A 21,218-nucleotide genomic window follows, 5' to 3' on the forward strand; every position below is an offset into this window, starting at 1 on the left:
ACTGCATGGCGGCCGAGAAGAGGACGAGGTAGAAGCCGACGCCGTGCCAGACCACGACGAGCAGCAGGCACCACAGGACCAGGTTGGGCTGGTTGCCCGGTCCACGGACCGGGGGACCTCCACACGCGGGGCGGGCTCAGGCGGGGCAGGCGGTGCAGTGGACGGCCGCCACCGTACGGACGCGGCTCGTGCCGAGACCCATGGGGACGGTCCGCTCGCTCCGGACGATCCGCAGGTGCTCCCCGCACACGGCGGCCCCGCAGGAGCGGCACACGCCCTCCGCGGGGTGGGTGTGGCCGGCTTCGGTACGACAGGTCAGACAGTTCATGGCGGAGATCCTTCCGGGACCGCTTCCTCACGGGCCGCGAGGGCGTCGAAGGGCGGCGGGGGTGCGCCGCGGTACGGCCACGCTAGGCAGGGTCCGCCGCCCGCCCGGTCATCCGTTCGGCCGTCACCCGGGACGAAGCGCCCGCCACCGTCCGCGCGGGCACGCCGCGCGAGGCTCGTCGTCCCGGCGGTCGTCCGGTCGGACGACACCGCGGCGGGCGGCCCGCGCCTTCACTGGGGGCATCGGTGCCCGAGGAACCCCTCACCCCCTACGGGACCTGCCGCCACCCGGCACGGCGCCGAGGGTCCCCCGCCTTTGGAGGAACAGATCATGCGCAAGCCCCGTGCTCTCACCACCGCCGTCCTGACCACCGGCGCTGTCGTCCTGACGGGAACCGCCTTCACCGCCCAGGCCGCCACCACCTCCCCGGCCACCACGACGGCGCGGGCGTCGGGCGTCGACCTCCAGGCAGGTACGAAGCACATCAGCCTGCCGACCACCGAGAAGGCCATCAACCTTCCCGCGACCGAGAAGGCGATCAACCTCCCCGCGACCGAGAAGGCGATCAATCTCCCGGCGAGCGGGAAGGCCATCAACCTCCCGGCGACCGAAAAGGCCATCTCGCTCGCCGAGGGCCCGCTGCCGAACACCGTCCTCGGCCTTCCGAACACCGTCCTCGCGCTTCCGTCCACGGTGCTCGGCGTCCCGTCCACCGTGCTCGGACTCCCGTCCACGGTGTTCAAGGCCTGAGCCCCACCGGTCGAGGAAGGGCCCGGTGCCACCCGGCACCGGGTCCTTCCGTGCGCCCCCGGCCTGTCGTCCGATCGGCTCCGGGGACGAGGAATCCGCAGCGGCGGGTCGACCGATCGTTCGCGGGACGCGGCCGGAGCGGGTGTTCGCGGAGCGTGGAGGGCATGACGACACAGCCCTCGGCGACGCCGCCTACCCCGCACCGACGGCACGTGGCCGCCCGCGTCGGTGGCCTCGTGTGGTCGACCTCCGCCGTCCAGACCGCGGTGGTCAGCGCCGTCGCCTCCGCGCGGGTGCACTCCCTGGACCTGGCCCGTGACATGGTGTCGACGCTCGGCGCCGCCGACTGCGGCACGGTGCGGGGGCGGTGGACGTGCTCACCGATGTCCACGACCGTGAACCTCTCCTGGGCCCTGGCCGGACTCGGCGTGGGCGCCGGCGCACTGCTCGTCCGCCCGCTGCTGCGGGCGGGGCGCCGCCGTTCCCTGGCGGTCGCCCTGATGCTGCCGGCCGCGGCGGGCACGGTCCTGGTCGCGGCCAACCCGTACGACGTCAGGCCGGTGCCCCACTACGCGGGCGCCTTCGTCGCCCTGCTGTGCGGGAACCTCGCCGTGGCCGTGATGGGGTCGCTGCTGTCGGACACCGGAGCACTGCCCCGCTGGTGGGGTCGGTGCGGCCGGGCCGTCGGCTGCCTCGGGCTGACGGCCGGCGCCTGCTTCGGCGTCGGCCTGAAGGCCCACGCCTTCCAGGGCGGATTCGAACGGATCGCGATCTGGCCCCTGGTCCTGTGGGTCCTCGCGAGCGGTCTGCGCCTGGCGTTCCACCGCCCCCGCCACCCCGCCTGACCCCGCTCGCCCCCGACCGGCGGCCGCGCGCCGCCACGGCCCGGCCGTCAGCCGCGGCGGAACGCCCGGGAGGCCACCCACAGCATGCCGGCGCCCGAGGCGAGGACCAGCAGCAACTCCAGCCAGACCGGCACCGTGTAGCCGCCCCACGTCACCCCGGGGGCCGCCGCCGTCGCCCCCACCGCGCCGAGGACCGCCCGACGGATCGGGTCCACCGCGTACGTCAGCGGGTCGAACCGGGTCGCGACGGCCAGCCAGCCCGGCAGCCGGGACAGCGGGAACAGCGCCCCGGACAGGAAGAACAGCGGCTGGACCACCATCTGGGTCAGCGCCATGAAGGACTGCACCGACCGCATCCGCGCCGCCACCAGCACCCCGAAGCACGAGAAGGCGAAGGCCAGCAGCGCCATGTAGGCGAGCAGGGTGAGCATCAGCGGCAGGTCGTACGGGACGCCCACCGCGCCGGCGAGCGCGAGCACGAGCGTGCCCTGGAACAGGCCCGTGGTCATCCCGCCCAGGCACTTGCCCGCCACCACCGCCGTCCGGCTCACGGGGGCGACCAGCATCTCCCTCAGGAAGCCGAACTCCCGGTCCCACACGATCGACGAGGCCGCGCCGATGGAGGCGAAGACCACCGGCATGGCGAGCGCGCCCGCGTAGACGAAGGTCTGGTACGGGACCCCGTACGCGGACCGGGTCAGCGAGCCCAGCCCGCCGCCCAGCGCGAACAGGAACAGCATCGGCTGGAGCAGCGCGGTGACCACCCGGACCGGTTCGGCGAGCAGCCGCAGCAGGTCGCGGTGCCACACCACGCACACGGCGCGCAGCTGCGCGCGCGGGCCCGTGACGGGCCGACGGGTGAACGCGACCGGGGGAGCGGCCGCCGGCAGCAGGCCGACGGCGCTCATCGGGAGCCCCTGGCGCGCGCGGCCCAGGCGGCCCGCTCGGTACGGGCCCCGCCCTCGTCGGGCGGTTCCTCGCCGGGGTGCCCGGTCCAGGAGAGGAACACGTCGTCCAGCGTCGGCCGGGACACCTCCATCGACCGGACGGGTACGCCCAGTCCGCAGGCGAGGCGCGGCAGGAACGCCGCCCCGTCCGGGACGCGCACCACGACCGCGCCGAGGGCCTCGGCGTGGGCCGACAGTCCGAACCGCGTGCGCAGGGCCGCGACGGCGGCCCGCGCGTCCGGGGTGGTGAACCGGACCACGTCGGCCCCCGTGCGGGCCTTCAGCTCGGCCGGGGTGCCCAGGGCCACGACGACCCCCTTGTCCATGATGGCGATCCGGTCGCAGACCTCCGCCTCGTCGAGGTAGTGCGTGGTCATGAAGACGGTCACGCCCTCGGTGCGGCGCAGTTCGCGTATGCAGTCCCACAGGTGACGGCGCGTCTGTGGGTCGAGTCCGACGGTGGGTTCGTCGAGGAACAGCACCCGCGGCGCGTGCAGCAGGCCGCGCGCGATCTCCACGCGCCGCCGCATGCCGCCGGACAGCTCCTTGACCTTGCTGCGCCGCCGATCGACGAGTCCCACCAGCTCCAGGACGTGGTCGACGCGCGGGGCGAGCGCGGAGCGCGGCATCCCGTACATCCGGCCGTGGAAGCGGAGGTTGCGTTCGACGGTCAGCTGCGAGTCCAGGGTGGACTCCTGGAAGACCAGGCCGATCTGGCGACGGGTCTCGTCGCGTTCGCGGACGACGTCGTGACCGGCGACGGTCGCGGTGCCGCCGCTCGGCTCCACCAGGGTGCACAGCATCCCGATGGTCGTCGACTTGCCGGCGCCGTTGGGGCCGAGGAACCCGTAGATCTCGCCGGGCCGCACGCTGAGGTCCACCCCGCGCACGGCCTCGACGTGAGCGTAGGTCTTGCGCAGGCCGCGCGCCTCGACGGCCGGCGGTGGCGCGGGCCTGCCCGGGGGCGGTGGCGCGGGCACCGGGAGCGGCGACGGACGCGGGGACGCGGGGGCTGTGGTGGTCACGGTGGGCTCCTCGGGAGGGTCGGTCGCGCGCCGGCGGGGGCGGACACGAAGGGAGGGAGGCCGGGTCCTGGTCCGGGACCCGGCCTCCCGCGGCCGATCAGCCGTTCAGTGACGGACCCGCGTGCTGCAGGACGGCGGGGGCGGCGGGGGACCCGCGCAGGAGATGCAGCGCATCATCGGGTCGGCGTGCCGCCGGGTGGCCCAGGGAGCCGCCGCGAAGCCCAGTTCCGCCGTGGGACCGGTGCCCCGCGTCCGAACGGGCGCGGGAGCGGGGGAGGTACGGGACATCGTGTCGATCCTTTCGAGTGGGGTGGTCTTCGACCGCGCGGGCTACCGGTGCGACCGGGGCGCGTTCCGGGTACGGCGGGTGCGGGCCTCGCTGTCCGGGGTGACCGTGACGCAGTCGAGGCAGGACTGCTGACAGGCGGCCGCGGGTCCTTCGACCGCCGCGGGCAGCTGTTCGAAGCCGAACGAGCGGGTGGCGGTCGCGGTGGTGGTGGTGCGTGTCATGGGAACTCCCGATCGTGTGGGGCGGGCCCCGGGTCCCGGGGCGGCCGCGGATCTTCCCTTCGGTGGGCGCACGGGCCGCGGGCGGTTCGCTTGGCCGGGCCGTCGGCGGCGGGTGTCCGTGCGGGGCCGTCGTGCGGTGCGGGGGTGGTGCGCCGTGCGACGACAGCCACCACGCTAGGAAGCGGTCGGGGCCGGGACTGTCCTGCGATCGGACGTCCGCCCGGACGAACCGCCCGCGGGCGGTCCGTACGGGCTGACGTACGGGCTGACGGACGGACGGACGGACGGGCGGGCGAGCGGCGTCGGGCGCGGGGCGTCGGGCGCGGGGTACGGCTCCGGCGGATCCGGCCACGGGATCGACCGTTCGCAGGACGGTCCGCGGGCGGCCCCGTCCCTAGCGTCGGGAGGGACCGCAGCGGGAACGGCCGCGACCGCCGACCGACCCGCGACCGCCGTCCGAGGAGAGACCATGTCCGCACACCTGCCGCACCTCGGTTCCGGGCTCGGATACCGCAGGGAACTGGCCGAGGAGATCGCCGCGTCGGGGGACGCCGTCGACTGGCTGGAAGTCATCACGGAGCACTACCTGTTCGCACCCCCGGACACCCGCGAGGCCCTGCGGGAGCTGCGCCGCGGCCACCCGCTGGTGCCCCACGGCCTCGAACTGTCCCTCGGCTCCCCGCAACCCCCCGACCCGCACTACGTCGCCGCGCTCGCCGGGCTCGTCGAGGAGATCGGGGCTCCCTGGTTCAGCGACCACCTCTGTTTCACCAGGACCGACGGCGCCTCCGTCGGCACGCTCACACCGCTGCCGCGCAGCCGCGCCGTCGCCCGGGACGTCGCCCGTCGCGCCCAGTGGGTGCAGGACGAGGTGGGCGTACCGCTGATCCTGGAGAACATCACCTACCACATCGACCTGCCCAACCCCCTGACGGAGGCCCGGTTCATCGCCGAGGTGATGGAGCACTGCGCGTGCGGACTGCTGCTGGACCTCACCAACCTCGACATCAACTCCCGCAACCACCACTACGACGTGGGCGACTTCCTCGACACGATCCCGCTGGAGCGCGTCGTCCAGGTCCACCTCGCCGGCGGTACGCAGGAACCGGACGGCACGGCCCGCGACACCCACAGCGCGCCCGTACCCGAACGGGTGTGGGCCCTGCTGGCCGAACTGTCCGCCCGCACCGACATCAAGGCCACCCTGCTGGAACGGGACCAGGACTTCCCCGAGGACTTCGCGGAGATCACCGCCGAGATCGCCCGGGCCCGCGACACCGCGGGGTGGGGCCCCGGGCCGGCGCGGCCCGGAGCGGCGGCCGCCGCGCCCGGACGGGGGAGGGCGGCCCGATGACGGTGTTCGACGCGCTCGCGGCCCTGCTCGCCGGAGGTCCGCTGAGCGCCGGCGCACTGCACGATGACCCCGAGGGGGTGCGCGCCCGCTTCGACCTGAGCGAGGAGGAGTTGGCCCTCCTCACCCGCGTCCCGGACGACGCGTACGCCCGGGTGGCCCGGGACGTCGCCGCGAAGCACCGGCTGGTGGTGGCCCAGGCCATGCCGCAGACGATCGACGAGGTGACGGTCCGTCATCGCGGTGTGCTGGACGCCTACTTGAACGATGGCGTGCGCCCGCCGCATCCGGACGACCCGGTCGGCGCGGAACGGGCCGCGCAGGCCTTCCTGGACCACGCGGAGGGTCGGATCCCCGAGGGGCTGGCGGAGTTCGGCCGGTTCGAACTGGAACGCTTCCGCCTGCGCCGCGACGAGATCGCCTCCGAGGCGGCCCGCTACCGGCACGAGACCGAGTGCCGGCCGCCGAGCGACCCCGCCGGGACCTGGATCGAGTACGGGGTCCCCGTCGTACCGGCGAACGTCCTGGTCGTCTCCCACACCCATGATGTGACCGCCCCCGACGCCCCGGCGCGGGTCCCGCGCGTCCCGGTCGCCGTGGCCCTGCAACGAGTGTGGCGCGAGCCCGTGCGCGCGTTCCGGCTCGACCCCGGCACCCGGGACCTGCTGGCGCTGTGCGACGGCACCCGGACCGCCCTGACGGCGGCCGCCGAGGCCGGGGCCCATCCCGCCCGGGCGGGCGCCGTGCTGGCGGCACTGGCCCGGGCGGGGCTCCTCGTCCCGCGCGGGGGACCGGACGGATGACACCCCCCGGCCGGGGGGAGGGGGCCGGCGCGACGGCCCGTGGGGGTCCGATCGGACGAACGGCGCGTGGCCCCCGTCACATCCCGGTCGGAGGATCACAGGGCCCGCGGGGATCCGTAGTGTCGGACGTGTGCACAGGGAAGACCAACAGAACAGCAGGGACAGCATCCGGAACGTCCGCGACATGGGGAGCATGCGCGGCTGTGACGGCAACCGCTCACCGGGCATGCGGACCGGCGGTGACCAATCCGTGAGTAGACCCCCACAGCACATTCCGGAAACGTACCTGCGCTCCACGCTCCACGCTCCATCGGGCCGGCTGACCAGCCGGCCTTTTTCCTGCGCCCACGCCGTTCCGCGCGGTCCCGCAGGGCTCCGCCCGGCTCCGCGCGCCCGGACCGCGGGAACGGGGTTCACTGGGGAGGTGGACGCCGGCAGGGAGCGAGCAGGCCCGGTACGCGGTGCGCCGCGCGCCGTCCGGGACCTCCTCGACGCCACCGACCCGGGGCTGGTCCGGCTGGTCGGGGCCGCCCACACCGTCGGTGCGATCTGCCTGGCCCTGGCCGTGCTGTGGGCGCTGGGCTTCGACACCCCGTACCTGGTCGCCGCCGGCTCCTCCGCGCTGGTGTGGTCGATGGTGCTGACCGGGCCGAGGGAGGCGGAGCAGGCCGTCACCCACGCCCTCGGACTGCCCGCCGCGCTGCTGTCGGCCACGGCGGCCGTTCTCCTCGCCCCGTATCCGGTGGTGTCGGGGACCTTCTTCGTGGCGCTGCTGTTCGTGACGGTGTACGTCCGCCGCTACGGGCCCCGGGGGACCGCCCTGGGCATGAACGCCTTCCAGATGTACTTCGTCATGCAGTTCGTGCCCCTGCCCGCGGCCGGGCTGCCCCGGCTGTGGGCGGCCCTGGCGGTGGCCTTCGCCTGCGGCGCCGTCGTGCGGTTCGCGCTGCTGCGGACCTCCCCGGCGCGGTCCTTCGTCCGGCTGCGCCGGTCCGTGCGGGCCTGCCTCGCGGACGTGACCGGGGCGCTGGCGGCGCTCGCCGACGGTGGCGACGCTTCCGGGCGGGACCGTGACCGGGACCGCGCCGGGCGGATCGCGGCGCTGCGGCGCCGGCTGCGCAGGCTGCACACGTGCGCGCTGATGCTCCAGGACGCCGTCGAGGCCTGCGCCGCCCCGGAGGTCGCCGCGCCGGTGCGGACGCGGATGACCGAGACGGACGTACGGGCCGAACGGCTCGCGGTGATGCTGCTGCGGCTCGGGCAGGACGGGGGGACCTCCCCGCAGGACTTCGCCCACCGCCTGCACCTGCCCGTCACCGGGGTGCCCACCGGTGACGCCGGCGCCGGGGCCGGCGGAGCGTCCCTGGCGGCACGACTGCGCGCGCTCCCGGAGCTCGTGGCCACGGGCGCGGCCCCCGCCCCCGCCGCACGCCCCGTCCCCGCACCCGTTCCCACCGCCGTCACGGCCCTGGCCGACGCCCACCGCGCCCTGACGGACTTCGAGCAGGCCGCGGCCGGGCTCCACGAGGCCTTCCGCCGGGACCCCACGCCCGGGACCGCCCCATCCGCCCCGCCACCGCCCCGCGCGCCCTCCCCACCCGAGCCGGGGGGCCTGCGCAGGCCGACCACCCGCGCGGCCGTCCAGGTGGCCTGCGGAGCCACCCTCGCGACCGCCGGCGGTCAGCTGATCTCCGCCGACCACTGGTACTGGTCGGTGCTCGCCTGCTGGATGGTCTTCTTCAACACCTCCTCCACCGGCGAGATCGCGCTCAAGGGGTCCCGCAGGGTGGCCGGGACCCTCGCGGGAGCGCTCGTCGGCCTGTTCGTCGCCTCCGCCCTCGCCGGCCGGCCCTGGCCCGCCTTCGTCCTCACCCTCGTCTGCGTCTTCGGCATGGCCTACACGGCGGCCCTGTCCTACACCGCGGCGACCTTCTTCATCACCCTGATGATCGCCCTGCTCTCCGACCTGCTCGGCAGCTACACCGACGGCCTGCTGTGGATCCGGATCGCCGAGACCACGTTCGGCGTGCTGTGCGGGGTGGCGGCCGCCGTCGTCGTCCTGCCCCGGGCGACGGGGCGACGTACCGACGTGCTGCTCGGCGACGCGCTGAGGGCGCTGGCTGAGGCCGTCACCGCGACCGCCCGCCGACTGGTCGCCCCGGACGCGGAGCCCTCCCCGGACGACCTGATCCGCGCCGCGCACACCGCGGACCGCCGGGTGGAGGAGCTGGAGCGCGCGCTCACCCCGCTGGTGCACCCCGTCGCACCCCACCGGGCCAGGCGCCGGACCTCCCTGTACGTGCTGGGCCTGCTGGAGACCTGCGCCTACCACGTACGGGTGCTCGCCGTGGAGGCCGGCCGGGGCGAACCGGGAAGCTGGTCGCGCTCGCCCGCCCGGCCGCTGCTGGAGGAGCGGGCGCGGACGGTCGCCGACCGGCTGGAGGCACTGGCCGAGGGGCGGGTGGACGGGGCGCGGCCCCGCGCGCCGGGCGGTGCGCCGGAACCGGGCGCCGCCGCTCCCGAGGAGGCGCGCGTGCTGAAGCACTTCCGCCGGATGGACGACGACGTACGGGCGCTCACCGCGGCCCTGCGGCGTGGGGGAGCGGGAGCACCGGACCCGGCGGCCGGGGACGGACCCGCGAGGGGGCCGGCGTGAACGGGTACGCGGCCGTCCACGAGGTCGTCGCGCGACCTCCCCACCGCCCGGCCAGCCCGACCGACCGGGACCGCGTCGGGACGGTCCACGCGGCGGAGACCGACGACAGCGGGCTGCGGGCCGGCCCGGTCACCCTGTGCGGGCGCAGCACGGCGGGCATGCAGCCCGCGCCCGGCGACCGGCCGGATGCGGCCGGCGACGCCTGGTGGCCGCAGATCAGCGGCGTCCGCATCTGCGCGGCCTGCGACCGCGAGACCTGAAGCGCGCGACGGCCCGAACCGGGGCGAAAGCGGAGGGCGATCGAAAAGCCCCGTCGAAAGGAAACCGGAGCGCGACCGGAATGAAAGTCTTATCACCGCCGTGCGTTCTCCGCCCTCTTGACGGCCGTTTCCGATGACTCTCGCCGCCCTGCGGGTCATTGGAAGGCTTTTTAGGTCGGGGGCGGCATGATGGCGCGGAACCGGCCCCGGTGGCCGTGTCGTTCCCCATATTCCTTTCGGAGAGTCCGGATGATCAGACACCCCTTCGGCAGGTGGACCGCGGTCGGGTCCCTCCTCGCGGCCCTGGCCCTCGCCTCCGGCTGCGGCACGGCCCAGCCGGACCACGGCCAGGCCGCTCCCACCGTGGCGGCGACGGTCTCGCCGTCGCCCGCGCTCACCGCCGCGGCCACCGAGGACCTGCGGGACCCCGCCGAGGTGGTCAGCGAGGGCGGCCTGCTCAAGACCCGGATCGTGGTGGAGCGCAAGAAGGTCCGGCTGGCGGGCAAGGACCTGTGGGCGCTCACGTACAACGGTCTCTACATGCCCCCGACGCTGCGCCTGCGGCCCGGAGACCGCATGGAGATCACCTTCGAGAACAAGCTCGACAAGTTCACGAATCTCCACGTGCACGGCATGCACGTATCGCCCGGCGGGAATTCCGACAACATCTTCCTCAGCATCGACCCGGGCAAGACCTTCGATTTCAAGTACCAGTTCCTGAAATCGTTGGAACCGGGCACGTATTGGTACCACCCGCACCCGCACACCCTCTCCGCCGCGCAGACGGCGGGCGGAATGGCGGGCCTCATCGTCGTCGACGGCCTCGACCGGTACATGCCGCAGGCGCTGCGGGGGATCACCGAGCACGCCATCGCCCTGAAGGACTTTCAGATCGTCGGCGACGAGATCAAGACCGCCGACCTGAAGATGGGCGCCCCGACCACCCGCACCGTCAACGGACAGCTGAACCCGCGCATCCGGATCAAGCCGGGCGAGACACAGCTGTGGCGCATCGCGAACATCGGGGCCAACATCTTCTACAAGGTCGCGCTGCCCGGCACGACCTTCCACGTGGTGGCGCAGGACGGCTACCCGGTGAACAAGGTCTACCCGGTCGACTCGATCGTCGTGCCGGCCGGAGCCCGCTACGACGTGCTGGTGCAGGGCGGGAAGGCCGGAACCCAGGAGCTCGTCACCCAGCCGTACAACAGCGGCAAGGCCGGCAACCAGTTCCCGCAGGCGACGCTGGCGACCGTGGAGACCGGCGGCACGCCGGTGGAGCAGGCGGCGCTGCCGACGACGTTCGCACCGGTGGACGACCTGGCCAAGGAGCCGATCGCCGGACGCAAGACGATCGTGTTCACGGAGAACGCGGACGGCACGCTCTTCTACATCAACGGCAAGCAGTTCGACCACAACCGGATCGACTTCAGGGCCAAGCTGAACACGGTCGAGGAGTGGACGATCCGCAACGACAGCGACGAGGTCCACTCGTTCCACGTCCACACCAACGACTTCCAGGTCATGAGCATCAACGGCAAGCCCGAGGTGAACTACGGCTTCCAGGACACCGTGGACGTCCCGGCACGCGGCAACATCGTGATCCGGAGCCGCTTCCTGGACTTCCCGGGCAAGACCGTCCTGCACTGCCACATCCTCAACCACGAGGACGCGGGCATGATGGCGACGCTGCAGATCGACAAGTGACGCCGACGCGGTGACCCCCGGCCCGGGCCGCCGGTGTCCGCCCCCCACGGGCGGACACCGGAGACCCGGGCCTTCGCGGTTCCGCGGGAATCCCCCCGCGTCTCGCTCGATCGGAGTAAGCGCGCGGGGCCCGCGTGCCGTTCGCTGGAGGCATGACCTCCCTGAGCGCCCCGCCCCCGCCCGCGTCCGGTCCCGTGCGCGCGGACGCCGGGGACGAGGGCTACAGCCAACGGCTCGGGCCGCGCCACATGACCATGATCGCCATCGGCGGGGCCGTCGGCACCGGACTGTTCCTCGGCACGGGCGGCCGCCTCGCCGCCGCCGGTCCCTCCCTCGCCCTGGCCTACGCCCTCTGCGGGGTCTTCGCCTTCCTCGTCGTCCGCGCCCTGGGCGAACTGGTTGTCCACCGCCCGTCCTCCGGCGCCTTCGTCAGCTACGCCCGCGAGTTCATGGGCGAGAAGGGCGCCTACGCGGCCGGCTGGACCTACTTCCTGTGCTGGGCCACGACGGGCATGGCCGACATCACCGCCGCCGCCACCTACGCCCGCTTCTGGTCCGTCTTCGCGGACGTCCCCCAGTGGGTGCTCGCGCTCGCCGCGCTGACCGTCGTGCTCGGCGCCAACCTGGTCTCGGTACGGTACTTCGGGGAGACGGAGTTCTGGTTCTCCGTCGTCAAAGTGGCCGCCCTCACCGCCTTCATGGTCCTCGCCGTCGTCCTCGTGGCGACGCGCCATCCCGTCGGCGGGCATGTCCCCGGACTCGCGACCATCACGGACCACGGTGGGTTCTTCCCGTCCGGCTTCCTTCCGATGCTGCTGGTCATGCAGGGCGTCGTCTTCGCCTACGCCGGCCTCGAACTCTGCGGGGTCGCCGCCGGCGAGACCCGCGACGCCCGCACGGTCGTCCCCAGGGCCCTCAAGACGATCATGTGGCGCATCCTCCTCTTCTACGTGGGGTCCGTGGTGCTCCTCGCCCTGCTGCTGCCCCACACCGCATACTCGGCGGACCAGAGCCCGTTCGTCACCGTCCTCACCCTGCTCGGAGTCCCGGGCGCGGCGTCGGTCATGAACCTCGTGGTGCTCACCGCGGCGCTGTCCTCGCTCGACTCCGGCCTCTACGCGACCGGGCGCGTCCTGCGCTCGATGGCCGTGGCGGGCTCGGCCCCGAGGTTCACCGCCCGCATGAACCGCGGGCGGGTCCCGTACGGCGGCATCCTGCTCACCGCCTCGTTCGGCGTCTTCGGCGTCGGCCTGAACTACCTCATGCCCGCGCGGGCCTTCGAGGTCGTCATCAACTTCGCGTCGGTCTGCGTCCTCGGCACCTGGGGCATGATCATGATCTGCTCGCTGCTGTTCTGGCACCGGGCCCGGCGCGGTCTCGTCACCCGCCCCGCCCACCGCCTGCCCGGGGCCCCGTACACGCAGGCCCTCACCCTGCTGTTCCTGCTCGGCGTGCTCGTGCTCATGTGCGCCGACCACGGGGTGGGGACGATGACCGTGGCGGCCGTGCCCGCCGTGGCGGCGGCGCTCGTCGGCGGCTGGTTCACGGTCCGCCGGCGGATCGCCGCGGCAGGCCGGGCCTCGTCCTGCGCACCTTCCGCGACGCCTCGTCCGCCGGAGCGTCCGTCGGCGTGACCCGTGACGGCCGGGAGGGGTCGGCGGCACGGCCGCCGACCCCTCCGGGCGGGTTCGGGATCAGCAGGTGCCGGCCGGTCGTTCCCGGACGACCAGGTCGGTGGAGCCGGTGGTCGAGTCGAGCCACGCGACCTGGCGGCCGGCGCCGGCCGCCGGGCTGCCCTGCTCGCCGCGGTTGCAGGAGACCCGCTCGCGGCGGGAGCCGTCCGTGGTCAGCTGCCACAGCTTGGGCAGCGACTCGTTGCGGTAGCGGGTGTCGGGCGTGCGGGCCACGAGCGTCAGCGCCTCCTGGGAGACGGTCAGGTCGGAGGCGATGACGGCGCCCGGCTTGTGCTCACTGGCGACGAGGTAGGCGCCGCGGCCGTCGAGACCGGCACTGAGGACCGAGGTCAGGCCTCCGTCGCTCGCGTCGGTGTCCGCCAGCCAGAAGACGTTCTTGTCGTTGACCCCGGTCTGGCCGAGGCTCACCGGCTCGTCGAGTTGCTCGGTCATGACCGCCCGTCCGGTGGTCAGGTCCAGGACCTCCACGCCCAGCCGGTAGGAGCCGCCTTGCGGGTACAGCTTCGCGTAGGCGAGCCGGTCGCCGGCGAGGGAGGGGAGCGCGGTCAGCGTGTTCCACCTGCGCCCGTCGGGGAAGACCGGGGCCTTGTCGGTGGGCCGCAGGTAGGCGACGTGCCGGCCGCCGAGGACGTCGTACTCCTCGAAGACGACGGTGCCCTTGTCCACCCGCAGGCCCGCGACGCCGGTCACCGAGCTGTGCAGGGTCTTGATCGGGCCGCCCGCCACGGGGCGGGACAGGACGTCGACCGAGGTCGGGCCGTACGCCGTCCACACCACGGTCTTGCCGTCGGTCGCCGGAGCGGTGTGGTAGCGGCCGTCGTTGGGGCTGATCACCTTCGGGGAGCCCTTGCGGTCCAGTCGGCCGGCGTAGACCGAGTAGGGCTCGGAGCCGTCGTCGTTGGACTTGGAGACCGTCCACCAGCCGCCGCCCGCGCCCACGCCGGTGTCGGTGGTGTTGAGCTTGCCGAAGAGGGTGTCGGAGTCCACGCCGAGGGCCTGCTCCCACCCGGGGACGATGCCGTGGGCGTTGAACGACCGCTTGACCGTGTTCTGTTGGGCGGAGGTGGCGCCCAGCGCCTTGGCCGCCGCGAGCACCGCGCCCCGGGCCTCGGTGAACCCGTCGATCGGCGTCATGTACTCGGTGACCGCCTTGTACACGATCTTGTCGGCCAGCGTGCCGAGGTCCTCGCGCATGTCCCACAGGGCGCCCGAGAAGATCGTCGAGTTCAGGTGCACGCCGCCGTTGTCGGTGGCGAACGACACGCCCAGGAAGCTCTTCGAGGTGGTGGCCCCGTCGTTGAGGTCGCGCAGGGCGCACTCCGCGGCCGCCTTGGTGCGGCACAGGTTCTCGCCGATCAGACCGGCGGCGGGATCGCTCATCGGCGTACCGCTCGCGGTGACGTCGATCGCGTTGCCGAAGTAGTCGGCCAGGGCCTCGTTCAGGGCGCCCGACTGGCCGGCGTAGACCAGGTTCGCCGAGTGCTCGATGACCCCGTGGGTCATCTCGTGGCCGACGACGTCGGTGTCGGCCGACATCGGCTTGAACTCCTCGTCCCCGCTGCCGTACACCATCTTGGTGCCGTCCCAGAACGCGTTGGCGTAGGGGAGGCCGAAGTACGTCACGCCGACCAGGGAGTTGACGGCCCCGCCCTTGCCGTCGAGGCTGTCGCGGCCGAGCTCGTTCTTGTAGAAGTCGTAGACCCGACCCGCGTTCCAGTGGGCGTCCACGGCGCCCGAGTCGGTCGCCTCGGCGCCGAAGGCGGTGCCCGTGGAGGAGAACATCGAGATGCCGGCCGGCCACTTGCCCGCGGTCTCCGACACCGACCTGCCCCGGGCGTCCCACGTGCCGAGCAGGCTCTTGCTGGTGGTGCGCATGCGTCCGGCGTCCGCCAGCAGGTAGTTGCCGGCCGCCGGATCGTAGGCGATGTCCAGTGCGGCGGCGCTGCCGTTCAACCTGGTCCCGGACCCCGTCTCGGGCACGAGGTTCGCGGGCGCCGCCGGCGGACCGTCCGCCGCCGGCCCGTCCGCCGCCGTGCCGGCGGTCGCGGCCGCCGGGGCCGTCAGCGTCTTCAGCGCGCTGTACTGCAACGCGGGATAGCCCGAGCGGGCGTCCACGTACACCTCGTCCACCACCGGGGCCCCGGTGCCGGGCGCGGTGCCGCGCACGGTGACCCGGTAGGCGAGGACGCCCGCCCCCTTCGGCAGGACGACGAGCCCCTTGGCCTCGCCCGTCATGCCGCCGGCCGCCGGATCGCCGGACTCGGACCGCGGCGCCGCGCCCTTGTCGAGGGCCGTGCCCAGTCGGCGGGCCGTGGCGGCCACCGCACGACGGACGGCGACGTCCTGCGTCACCTGCGGGGTGACGTCGGTGCGCAGGGCGGTGAAGTAGTGCCCCGAGGTGCCGGTCACCACCCGCTTGCCGTCCCGCTTCTGCATGCGTACGACGTACTGGCCCCCGAGCACGTCGACACCGCGGTGCCGCTGCTGGAGGCGAACCGTTTCCTCCTCGGCCCGGGTGGAGGCCGACAGGGGGACGAGGTCGCTGCCCGCCCGCGGGATCCGGTAGCGGCCCTTGTTCGCGTCGAGGTGTTGGCGCGCCGCGTCGGCCGGAGCGGCCTTGGCGTCCACGGCCTCGCGGATGCCCTCGACGAGCACCGGGGTCTCGGTGCCCTGGGCGGGCACCGCGTTGGAGGGGCCGACATCGGGGTCGACGGCCCATGCCGGCGAAGCCGACAGGGTCATCGCGGCGGCGAGCAGAACCGCGATTCCTCCGGCGGACCGGAGCTCTTTCCGCCATATCTGTCGTGCGGCAGGGGTGTGTGCCGGCGAACCTGCGCTGAACCTGGGCAAGGGGTCTCCTCAACCATGAGTGCCTGGTGCGTTGCTGTGAGTCGCCGCAATGCAAGCGCCGCGGAAGGCCGGGGACCAGGGTCGGGCCCGCCTCAGAAGTGGCCATGCACACTTGTGGGGGCTCTGTGAAGGCGGTCAGAATCCCCCGCATGATCGAAACCGACCCGCACGAACGGACTCCGGACCACAGGCGCGGCGACACCGGGGCGGTGATCCGCACGGCCGCCGATCCGGCCTCCGTGTTGCGCGTACTCGTCCGACGCCGACAGGCCCTCCTCGACCAGGAGTCCGCCGACCTGGAGTCCCTGCGCTCCTACGCCGACCGACTGGCCGACCGGCTCCCGGGGGAGGCGGCCAGCACCCACGGGCCCGCCGCGGGCGTGGAGTTCCTGACCGGAGCCGACGCCGTCGAGGCCCGCCTCGACGCCATGCTCGGCGCCGCCGAGACCGAGGTGCTGATCCTCGACCGCATGGCCCGGACCCCGCGGGCGTCCGACCGCGAGGGGGACGCGCAGACGCAACTGGTCCGCGTCCGGGAGCTGCTGGAGCGCGGCGTCACCGTACGCACCGTCACCGACCGCCGCGGCGCCGACTTCCCGGACCGGGCCAAGGAACTCCTCGCCCTCACCGAGCTCGGCCTCCAGGCCCGGATCGGCGCGCGGCTGCCCACCCGCCTCGTCCTCGTCGACCGCCGCACGTGCCTGCTGCCGCCGCCCCGCCGCGACGGCGACCGCGACGGCGACGGCGAGGGGGCCGACGCGGTCGCCCTGGCCTTCGGCGAATCCCTCCTGCACCGGGCGGCCCTGCCGCTCTTCGAATCGCTGTGGGCGCGCGCCACCCCGGTCGGCAGCGCCGGCAGCCCGCTCACCGCCGACCAGCGCGAACTGCTGGGGCTGCTCGCCTCGGGCCTGAAGGACGAGTCCATCGCGCGCCGGCTCGGCGTGCACGTGCACACCGCCCGTCGACGGATCACCCGCATGCTGGAGGAACTCGACGCCGACACCCGCTTCCAGGCCGGCGTCCAGGCCGCCACCCGCGGCTGGCTGCGGCCCACACCCTGACCCGGTGCCTGACCCGGTGTCGACCCGGTCCGGGCGTGGGTCGGGCGTGGGTCGGGCGTGTCCTCGCGGTCCCGGGCGGGATCGTCTCGTAGGTTCGGTACGTCCGGGTTCACCCGGATCTGTTCCGTGCGGCCGTCCGGTGCGCGCCCGCCACCGTACGGCCCGCCCACGAGCCCGCCTGGCCACGAGGGGCCGGCCTCGGCCCGATGGGGAGATCGCGTCCGATGACTCGGCTGCAGGGGCTGCTCGGCCTCATCGTGATCTACGGCTTGTGCTACGCCATCTCGCGCCACCGCGGGCGCATCAACTGGCGGACCCTCGGCATCGGCTTCGCCCTCCAGGTCGGCTTCGCCCTGCTGGTGCTGAAGTGGGAACCCGGACGTGAGGCCCTGCGCTGGTTCGCCGACCTGATCGCGAAGGTGATCGGCTACACGACCGCGGGAACGGAGTTCCTCTTCGGCTCGCTCGCCAAGGGCTCGTCCGTACCCTTCGCCCTCGGGGTGCTGCCCGTCATCATCTTCCTCGGCGCGCTCGTCGGGCTGCTGTACTACCTGCGCGTCATCCAATGGGTGGTGCAGATCGTCGGCGGCCTGATCTCCCGCCTCCTCGCCACCAGCCGCGTCGAGTCGATCTGGGCGACGACGGTGATCTTCCTCGGGCAATCCGAGGCGCCGCTGCTGATCGCCCCCTACCTGCGCCGGCTCACCCGCTCGGAACTGTTCACCTGCATGACCGGCGGGTTCGCGTCCGTGGCCGGTTCCACCCTCGTCGGCTACTCGCTGCTCGGCGCGCCCCTGCCCTACCTGCTGGCGGCGAGCGTCATGAACGCGCCCGCCATGCTCGTCATCGCCAAGGCGATCTACCCCGAGACCGAGAAGACCGAACAGCAGGGCGACATCCGCGGCGTGCGCGACACGGAGTCGGCCAACGCCATCGACGCACTCGCCCGCGGCGCCCTGAGCGGTGGCCGCCTCGCCGTCATCGTCGGCTGCCTGCTCATCGCGTTCGTGGCGCTCATCGCCCTGGCCAACGGCATCCTCGGCGTGGCCGGAAGCTGGTTCGGCGTCGACGACCTGACGTTCCAGCGGGTCCTGGGGTGGATCTTCGCGCCGGTCGCCTGGCTCATCGGGGTGCCCTGGGACGAAGCCTCGACGGTGGGCAGCCTCCTCGGTCAGAAGACGGTCATCAACGAGTTCGTCGCCTACGCCTCCTTCGGCCCCGAGATCCCCTCCCTCGAACCCAAGACCGTACTCATCACCACCTTCGCCCTCGCCGGCTTCGCCAACTTCGGATCGATCGCCATCCAGCTCGGCTCGTTCGGGGCGCTGGCACCCGAACGCCGGGGCGACGTCGCCCGGCTGGGCCTCCTGGCGCTGCTCGCGGGGACGCTCGCCAACCTCAGCAACGCGGCGATCGTCGGCATCGTCGGCTGACCGGGCGGCCGGCGGCCCGGCCGTCAGCCGTCCGCCGCCCGGCCGTGCGCCGGCCCTCCGGCCCCGGCCCCCGAGGTGGTTCCTCCCGCCGTTCCTCCGATCGGTCGTCGTCGCCGGGCGCCTCCGCCCGGTGTGCTGGCGGTGGCGGCCCGGCCGCGCCCCGCACCCCGTGGGACGCGGGCCGCGCGGGCGGCCGGACGGAGGGCGGTCATGGCAGGCACGCGACAGCAGGAGCCCGCCGCGAACCTCTGGGAGGAACACGCGGCCCTCTACGTACGGACCCTCGGCGCCGCGTGCGCCGGACCGGTGCCATCCCTCCTCGACGCCGTCCAGGTGGGCCCCGGAACCCGTGTGCTGGACGTCGGCACCGGCCCCGGCACCGTGGCCGCCGCCGCGGCGGAGCGCGGGGCCGCCGTGACGGCCGTCGACGCCTCGGCCGCCATGGTCGCCCTCGCCCGGGACGCGGCCCCCCGGGCCCACACGCTCATCGCGGCGCTCCCCGGGCTCCCGTTCCGGGACGCCTGCTTCGACGCGGCCGTCGGCAACTTCGTACTCGGGCACGCCGGTCCCACCGGGGCCGTGGTGGCCGAGCTGCGCCGGGTCGTGCGCCCCGGGGGTCGGGTCGGGCTCACCGGCTGGACCGACGCGCCGGCCGCCGGGCAGACCCTGCTGGGCCGGGCCCTGCGCGCCGCCGGCGTCGCGATGACGGCCACGGCGCGACTGCGGCCCCCCGGGGCCGCCCACCCGGGCGACACGGTCGGGATGGTGCGGCTGCTGGACGCGGCCGGGCTGCGGCGGGCCGTCTGCCGGACGGTCGTCTGGGACCTGCGGATCGACGCCGCGGCCTGGTCCGAGGGGCTCGCCCGGCTGCTGGCGACCGGCCTGCCCGCACCGGACGCGGCGGACCCCGCCGAGGTCTCCCGCATCGTGCGGCACGCCGCCGAGCTGAGCCGGCCGTTCCTGTCCGCCGGCGGGGAACTGCGGCTGCCGCACGTCGCGCTGCTGGCGCACGGATGGCGCTGATCCGGAGCCGCCGCGGCCCGGGCGCGGCGGGCGGACCCGCGCGGATGCGGGTAGACAGGAGACAGGGGCGGCGGACGGGCCGGAAGGGAGAGGTGCCCATGGGCGCGACGGGACCGGGGCCGGGGGCGGGACCCGGGTCGGGACCCGGGGCGGGACCGGGACCGGCCCGGTACGGGGGCGCGTGGTGATCGGCGAGGTGCTGCCCCTGGCCCTCGTGATCGCCGTCTCGCCGTTCACGCTGATCCCGGCCGTCTTCATGCAGTTCACCCCCCGGGCCCGCCCCACCGGCGGCGCCTTCCTCGCCGGGTGGATCATCGGGGTCGCCGTGCCCGCGGTGCTGTGCGCGGCGCTGACCTCCGTCCTCGGTTTCGCCTCCCACGACCGGCCCTGGACGGCCTGGGCGCGGATCGGTCTGGGCCTGTGCCTGGTCGCGCTCGGGATCCGTCAGTGGCTGGTCCGGCACGGCAAGGCGGCCCCGGGGTGGATGCGGCTGCTCAGCGAGGCGGGACCGGGCAAGGCGTTCCGGCTCGGCATCCTGCTGGCCCTGGCCAACCCGAAGATCTTCCTGCTGTCGGCGGCGGCCGGGCTCGCCGTCGGCTCCGCCGGGCCGTCCCTCGCGGGGGCGGCGGCCGCACTGGCCGTGTTCACGGCGGTGGCCGCCAGTACCGTCGCCCTCCCCGTCCTGCTGCACGCCGTGGGCGGCCCCAGGGCACTGGGACCGCTGGCGCGGGTCAAGGAGTGGCTGGAGACCCACGCGGCGGCCGTCATGGCCGGGGTGATCGTCGCCATCGGCGTCCTGCTGCTGGTGGAAGGCGCCCTGGGCGTCTGACCCCCGAGGGCGTCCCGCCCCCCGACCCTTCGGGCGGCGACCGGCCCGGCCCCCCGAAGGCCCCGCCGCACCGGGCCCGGACCACCGTCGGGTCAGCCCTCCCAGCGGACGCCGGTCAGTTCCTCCGACACCGCCCACAGACGGGCGGCGGCCTCCCGGTCGCGGGCCGACTCGGCCGTGCTCCGCACCGACGGGGGACCCTTCAGCGAACCGGGCCCGAACGGGCCGAAGTACTGGCCGCCGAGCGCCTCCCGGTCGGTGGCGGCGCGGACCACCGGCCAGGCGCCGCGGTCCTTGCCCTGGGCGATCAGCGCCAGCGGCGCGGAGCGGACCCGGGCGAGCGCCCCGGGCTCCCACAGCGGCGGTCGGGCCGGGGTCAGACCCTGCACGGCCCAGCCCGGGTGCGCGGCCACGCTCCGGACGGCGCTCCCGATCGCCCGCAGCCGCCGGTCCAGTTCGCCGGCGAACAGCAGGACCGCCAGCTTGGACCTGCCGTACGTGGTCATCGACCGGTAGTCGCTGCGGCTCTGCAGGTCGTCGAAGTCCAGGTGGGCCCGGGTGTGGGTGAGGCTGCCCAGGGAGACGACCCGCGCGTCCGTCGCGAGGGCGGGGACCAGCAGGAGGGTCAGCGCGAAGTGCCCGAGGTGGTTGGTGCCGAACATCAGCTCGAACCCCTGCGCGGTCTCGGCGCGCTTCCCGGACGCGGTGACCCCGGCGTTGTTCACCAGGAGGTCCACCGGCCCCGTCGCGGTCAGTCGCCCGGCCGCGCGGTGGACGGAGTCCAGGTCCGCGAGGTCGAGCCGGACCTCGCTCGCCCGGGCGCCGGGCACGGCCGCCCGCAGCGCGGCGAGGGCGGTGCGGGTGCGTTCCGCGCTGCGTCCGGCGAGTACGACGTGCGCGCCCGCGCGGGCCAGTTGCTCGGCCACGTGGTAGCCGATGCCGGCGTTTCCCCCGGTGATCACTGCGGTTCGGCCGTCCTGTGGGGGGACGGCGCGGGGATCCCACGTCATGGTCTGCTCCTTGCGTCTCCCGGGCCGGACGGACCGGGGGTTGTCGCGGCCGGCGCCACCGGGGTGCGTCCCGCGCGGCGGCGCCGGCCGGGAGGCACACCCTAGGCACGGAGGCGGAGCCGACGTGTCCTCCCAT

General features: G+C 74.3%; 18 protein-coding genes and 1 pseudogene. 12 read left to right on the forward strand and 7 right to left on the reverse strand.

What is annotated here, in order from left to right; translation table 11 throughout:
- Positions 1-94: pseudogene (locus tag AB0D01_RS29710) on the reverse strand (sugar ABC transporter permease); the annotation flags it as partial.
- Positions 95-136: 42 nt separating this feature from the next.
- Positions 137-328, reverse strand: a complete 192-nt coding sequence (locus AB0D01_RS29715; protein ID WP_363060586.1) for a hypothetical protein — start codon at positions 326-328, stop codon at positions 137-139.
- Positions 329-658: 330 nt separating this feature from the next.
- On the opposite strand from AB0D01_RS29715, the gene AB0D01_RS29720 reads away from it, so the two are divergent.
- Positions 659-1,078: a hypothetical protein gene (locus AB0D01_RS29720; RefSeq protein ID WP_363060588.1), complete on the forward strand. Its 420-nt coding sequence runs from the start codon at positions 659-661 to the stop codon at positions 1,076-1,078.
- A 164-nt stretch (positions 1,079-1,242) separates the two neighbouring features.
- Positions 1,243-1,923, forward strand: a complete 681-nt coding sequence (locus AB0D01_RS29725; RefSeq protein ID WP_363060590.1) for a hypothetical protein — start codon at positions 1,243-1,245, stop codon at positions 1,921-1,923.
- Between the two features lie 47 nt (positions 1,924-1,970).
- On the opposite strand, the gene AB0D01_RS29730 is transcribed toward AB0D01_RS29725, so the two are convergent.
- The 3 genes from AB0D01_RS29730 to AB0D01_RS29740 all read right to left on the reverse strand — a co-directional run bounded on the left by AB0D01_RS29730 (position 1,971) and on the right by AB0D01_RS29740 (position 4,405).
- Positions 1,971-2,831, reverse strand: a complete 861-nt coding sequence (locus tag AB0D01_RS29730; RefSeq protein ID WP_363060592.1) for an ABC transporter permease — start codon at positions 2,829-2,831, stop codon at positions 1,971-1,973.
- Entirely contained in the window at positions 2,828-3,895 is a 1,068-nt protein-coding gene (locus AB0D01_RS29735; RefSeq protein WP_363060594.1) for an ATP-binding cassette domain-containing protein, read from the reverse strand. Before AB0D01_RS29735 ends, AB0D01_RS29730 begins: the two co-directional genes overlap by 4 nt.
- 330 nt (positions 3,896-4,225) lie before the next feature.
- A complete protein-coding gene (locus AB0D01_RS29740; RefSeq protein ID WP_363060596.1) occupies positions 4,226-4,405 on the reverse strand; it encodes a hypothetical protein in 180 nt (59 codons plus the stop codon).
- A 469-nt stretch (positions 4,406-4,874) separates the two neighbouring features.
- On the opposite strand from AB0D01_RS29740, the gene AB0D01_RS29745 reads away from it, so the two are divergent.
- The 6 genes from AB0D01_RS29745 to AB0D01_RS29770 all read left to right on the forward strand — a co-directional run bounded on the left by AB0D01_RS29745 (position 4,875) and on the right by AB0D01_RS29770 (position 12,816).
- Entirely contained in the window at positions 4,875-5,759 is an 885-nt protein-coding gene (locus tag AB0D01_RS29745) for a DUF692 domain-containing protein (RefSeq protein ID WP_363060598.1), read from the forward strand.
- Complete coding sequence (locus AB0D01_RS29750; RefSeq protein WP_363060600.1) at positions 5,756-6,559, forward strand: hypothetical protein; 804 nt, start codon at positions 5,756-5,758, stop codon at positions 6,557-6,559. The genes AB0D01_RS29745 and AB0D01_RS29750 overlap by 4 nt, the downstream gene beginning before the upstream one ends.
- A 424-nt stretch (positions 6,560-6,983) precedes the next feature.
- The gene (locus AB0D01_RS29755; protein WP_363060602.1) at positions 6,984-9,215 is read left to right on the forward strand and encodes an FUSC family protein; all 2,232 of its coding nucleotides are present in this window, start codon (positions 6,984-6,986) and stop codon (positions 9,213-9,215) included.
- The gene (locus AB0D01_RS29760) at positions 9,212-9,475 is read left to right on the forward strand and encodes a hypothetical protein (protein WP_363060604.1); all 264 of its coding nucleotides are present in this window, start codon (positions 9,212-9,214) and stop codon (positions 9,473-9,475) included. Before AB0D01_RS29755 ends, AB0D01_RS29760 begins: the two co-directional genes overlap by 4 nt.
- 249 nt (positions 9,476-9,724) lie before the next feature.
- A complete protein-coding gene (locus tag AB0D01_RS29765) occupies positions 9,725-11,182 on the forward strand; it encodes a multicopper oxidase family protein (RefSeq protein WP_363060606.1) in 1,458 nt (485 codons plus the stop codon).
- Between the two features lie 152 nt (positions 11,183-11,334).
- A complete protein-coding gene (locus tag AB0D01_RS29770) occupies positions 11,335-12,816 on the forward strand; it encodes an amino acid permease (protein WP_363060608.1) in 1,482 nt (493 codons plus the stop codon).
- 60 nt (positions 12,817-12,876) lie between these two features.
- Here AB0D01_RS29770 and AB0D01_RS29775 read toward each other — a convergent pair whose 3' ends face one another.
- Positions 12,877-15,618 (reverse strand): M4 family metallopeptidase, encoded by a 2,742-nt coding sequence (locus tag AB0D01_RS29775; RefSeq protein WP_363060610.1) that lies wholly within the window; start codon positions 15,616-15,618, stop codon positions 12,877-12,879.
- A 257-nt stretch (positions 15,619-15,875) separates the two neighbouring features.
- Here AB0D01_RS29775 and AB0D01_RS29780 point away from each other — a divergent pair, with 257 nt between their 5' ends.
- The 4 genes from AB0D01_RS29780 to AB0D01_RS29795 all read left to right on the forward strand — a co-directional run bounded on the left by AB0D01_RS29780 (position 15,876) and on the right by AB0D01_RS29795 (position 20,072).
- On the forward strand, positions 15,876-16,787 hold the full coding sequence (locus tag AB0D01_RS29780; RefSeq protein ID WP_363060612.1) for a hypothetical protein: 912 nt from the start codon (positions 15,876-15,878) through the stop codon (positions 16,785-16,787).
- 224 nt (positions 16,788-17,011) lie between these two features.
- Positions 17,012-18,220 (forward strand): NupC/NupG family nucleoside CNT transporter, encoded by a 1,209-nt coding sequence (locus AB0D01_RS29785; RefSeq protein ID WP_363060614.1) that lies wholly within the window; start codon positions 17,012-17,014, stop codon positions 18,218-18,220.
- Between the two features lie 210 nt (positions 18,221-18,430).
- Positions 18,431-19,243: a methyltransferase domain-containing protein gene (locus AB0D01_RS29790; RefSeq protein WP_363060616.1), complete on the forward strand. Its 813-nt coding sequence runs from the start codon at positions 18,431-18,433 to the stop codon at positions 19,241-19,243.
- A gap of 181 nt (positions 19,244-19,424) precedes the next feature.
- A complete protein-coding gene (locus tag AB0D01_RS29795; protein WP_363060618.1) occupies positions 19,425-20,072 on the forward strand; it encodes a GAP family protein in 648 nt (215 codons plus the stop codon).
- A 92-nt stretch (positions 20,073-20,164) separates the two neighbouring features.
- Here the strand turns inward: AB0D01_RS29795 and AB0D01_RS29800 are convergent, their stop codons facing one another.
- A complete protein-coding gene (locus tag AB0D01_RS29800) occupies positions 20,165-21,082 on the reverse strand; it encodes an oxidoreductase (protein WP_363060620.1) in 918 nt (305 codons plus the stop codon).
- Positions 21,083-21,218 lie beyond the last annotated feature (136 nt).

Origin of the sequence: Streptomyces sp. NPDC048606, from assembly GCF_040650855.1 — a bacterium.
Classification (GTDB): domain Bacteria; phylum Actinomycetota; class Actinomycetes; order Streptomycetales; family Streptomycetaceae; genus Streptomyces.

What these genes read in the sequence shown, in the direction of transcription:
- AB0D01_RS29715 (WP_363060586.1), bottom strand. Translation starts at nt 328, where the DNA reads ATGAACTGTCTGACCTGTCGTACCGAAGCCGGCCACACCCACCCCGCG.
- AB0D01_RS29720 (WP_363060588.1), top strand. Translation starts at nt 659, where the DNA reads ATGCGCAAGCCCCGTGCTCTCACCACCGCCGTCCTGACCACCGGCGCT.
- AB0D01_RS29725 (WP_363060590.1), top strand. Translation starts at nt 1,243, where the DNA reads ATGACGACACAGCCCTCGGCGACGCCGCCTACCCCGCACCGACGGCAC.
- AB0D01_RS29730 (WP_363060592.1), bottom strand. Translation starts at nt 2,831, where the DNA reads ATGAGCGCCGTCGGCCTGCTGCCGGCGGCCGCTCCCCCGGTCGCGTTC.
- AB0D01_RS29740 (WP_363060596.1), bottom strand. Translation starts at nt 4,405, where the DNA reads ATGACACGCACCACCACCACCGCGACCGCCACCCGCTCGTTCGGCTTC.
- AB0D01_RS29745 (WP_363060598.1), top strand. Translation starts at nt 4,875, where the DNA reads ATGTCCGCACACCTGCCGCACCTCGGTTCCGGGCTCGGATACCGCAGG.
- AB0D01_RS29750 (WP_363060600.1), top strand. Translation starts at nt 5,756, where the DNA reads ATGACGGTGTTCGACGCGCTCGCGGCCCTGCTCGCCGGAGGTCCGCTG.
- AB0D01_RS29765 (WP_363060606.1), top strand. Translation starts at nt 9,725, where the DNA reads ATGATCAGACACCCCTTCGGCAGGTGGACCGCGGTCGGGTCCCTCCTC.
- AB0D01_RS29770 (WP_363060608.1), top strand. Translation starts at nt 11,335, where the DNA reads ATGACCTCCCTGAGCGCCCCGCCCCCGCCCGCGTCCGGTCCCGTGCGC.
- AB0D01_RS29775 (WP_363060610.1), bottom strand. Translation starts at nt 15,618, where the DNA reads ATGACCCTGTCGGCTTCGCCGGCATGGGCCGTCGACCCCGATGTCGGC.
- AB0D01_RS29780 (WP_363060612.1), top strand. Translation starts at nt 15,876, where the DNA reads ATGATCGAAACCGACCCGCACGAACGGACTCCGGACCACAGGCGCGGC.
- AB0D01_RS29785 (WP_363060614.1), top strand. Translation starts at nt 17,012, where the DNA reads ATGACTCGGCTGCAGGGGCTGCTCGGCCTCATCGTGATCTACGGCTTG.
- AB0D01_RS29790 (WP_363060616.1), top strand. Translation starts at nt 18,431, where the DNA reads ATGGCAGGCACGCGACAGCAGGAGCCCGCCGCGAACCTCTGGGAGGAA.
- AB0D01_RS29800 (WP_363060620.1), bottom strand. Translation starts at nt 21,082, where the DNA reads ATGACGTGGGATCCCCGCGCCGTCCCCCCACAGGACGGCCGAACCGCA.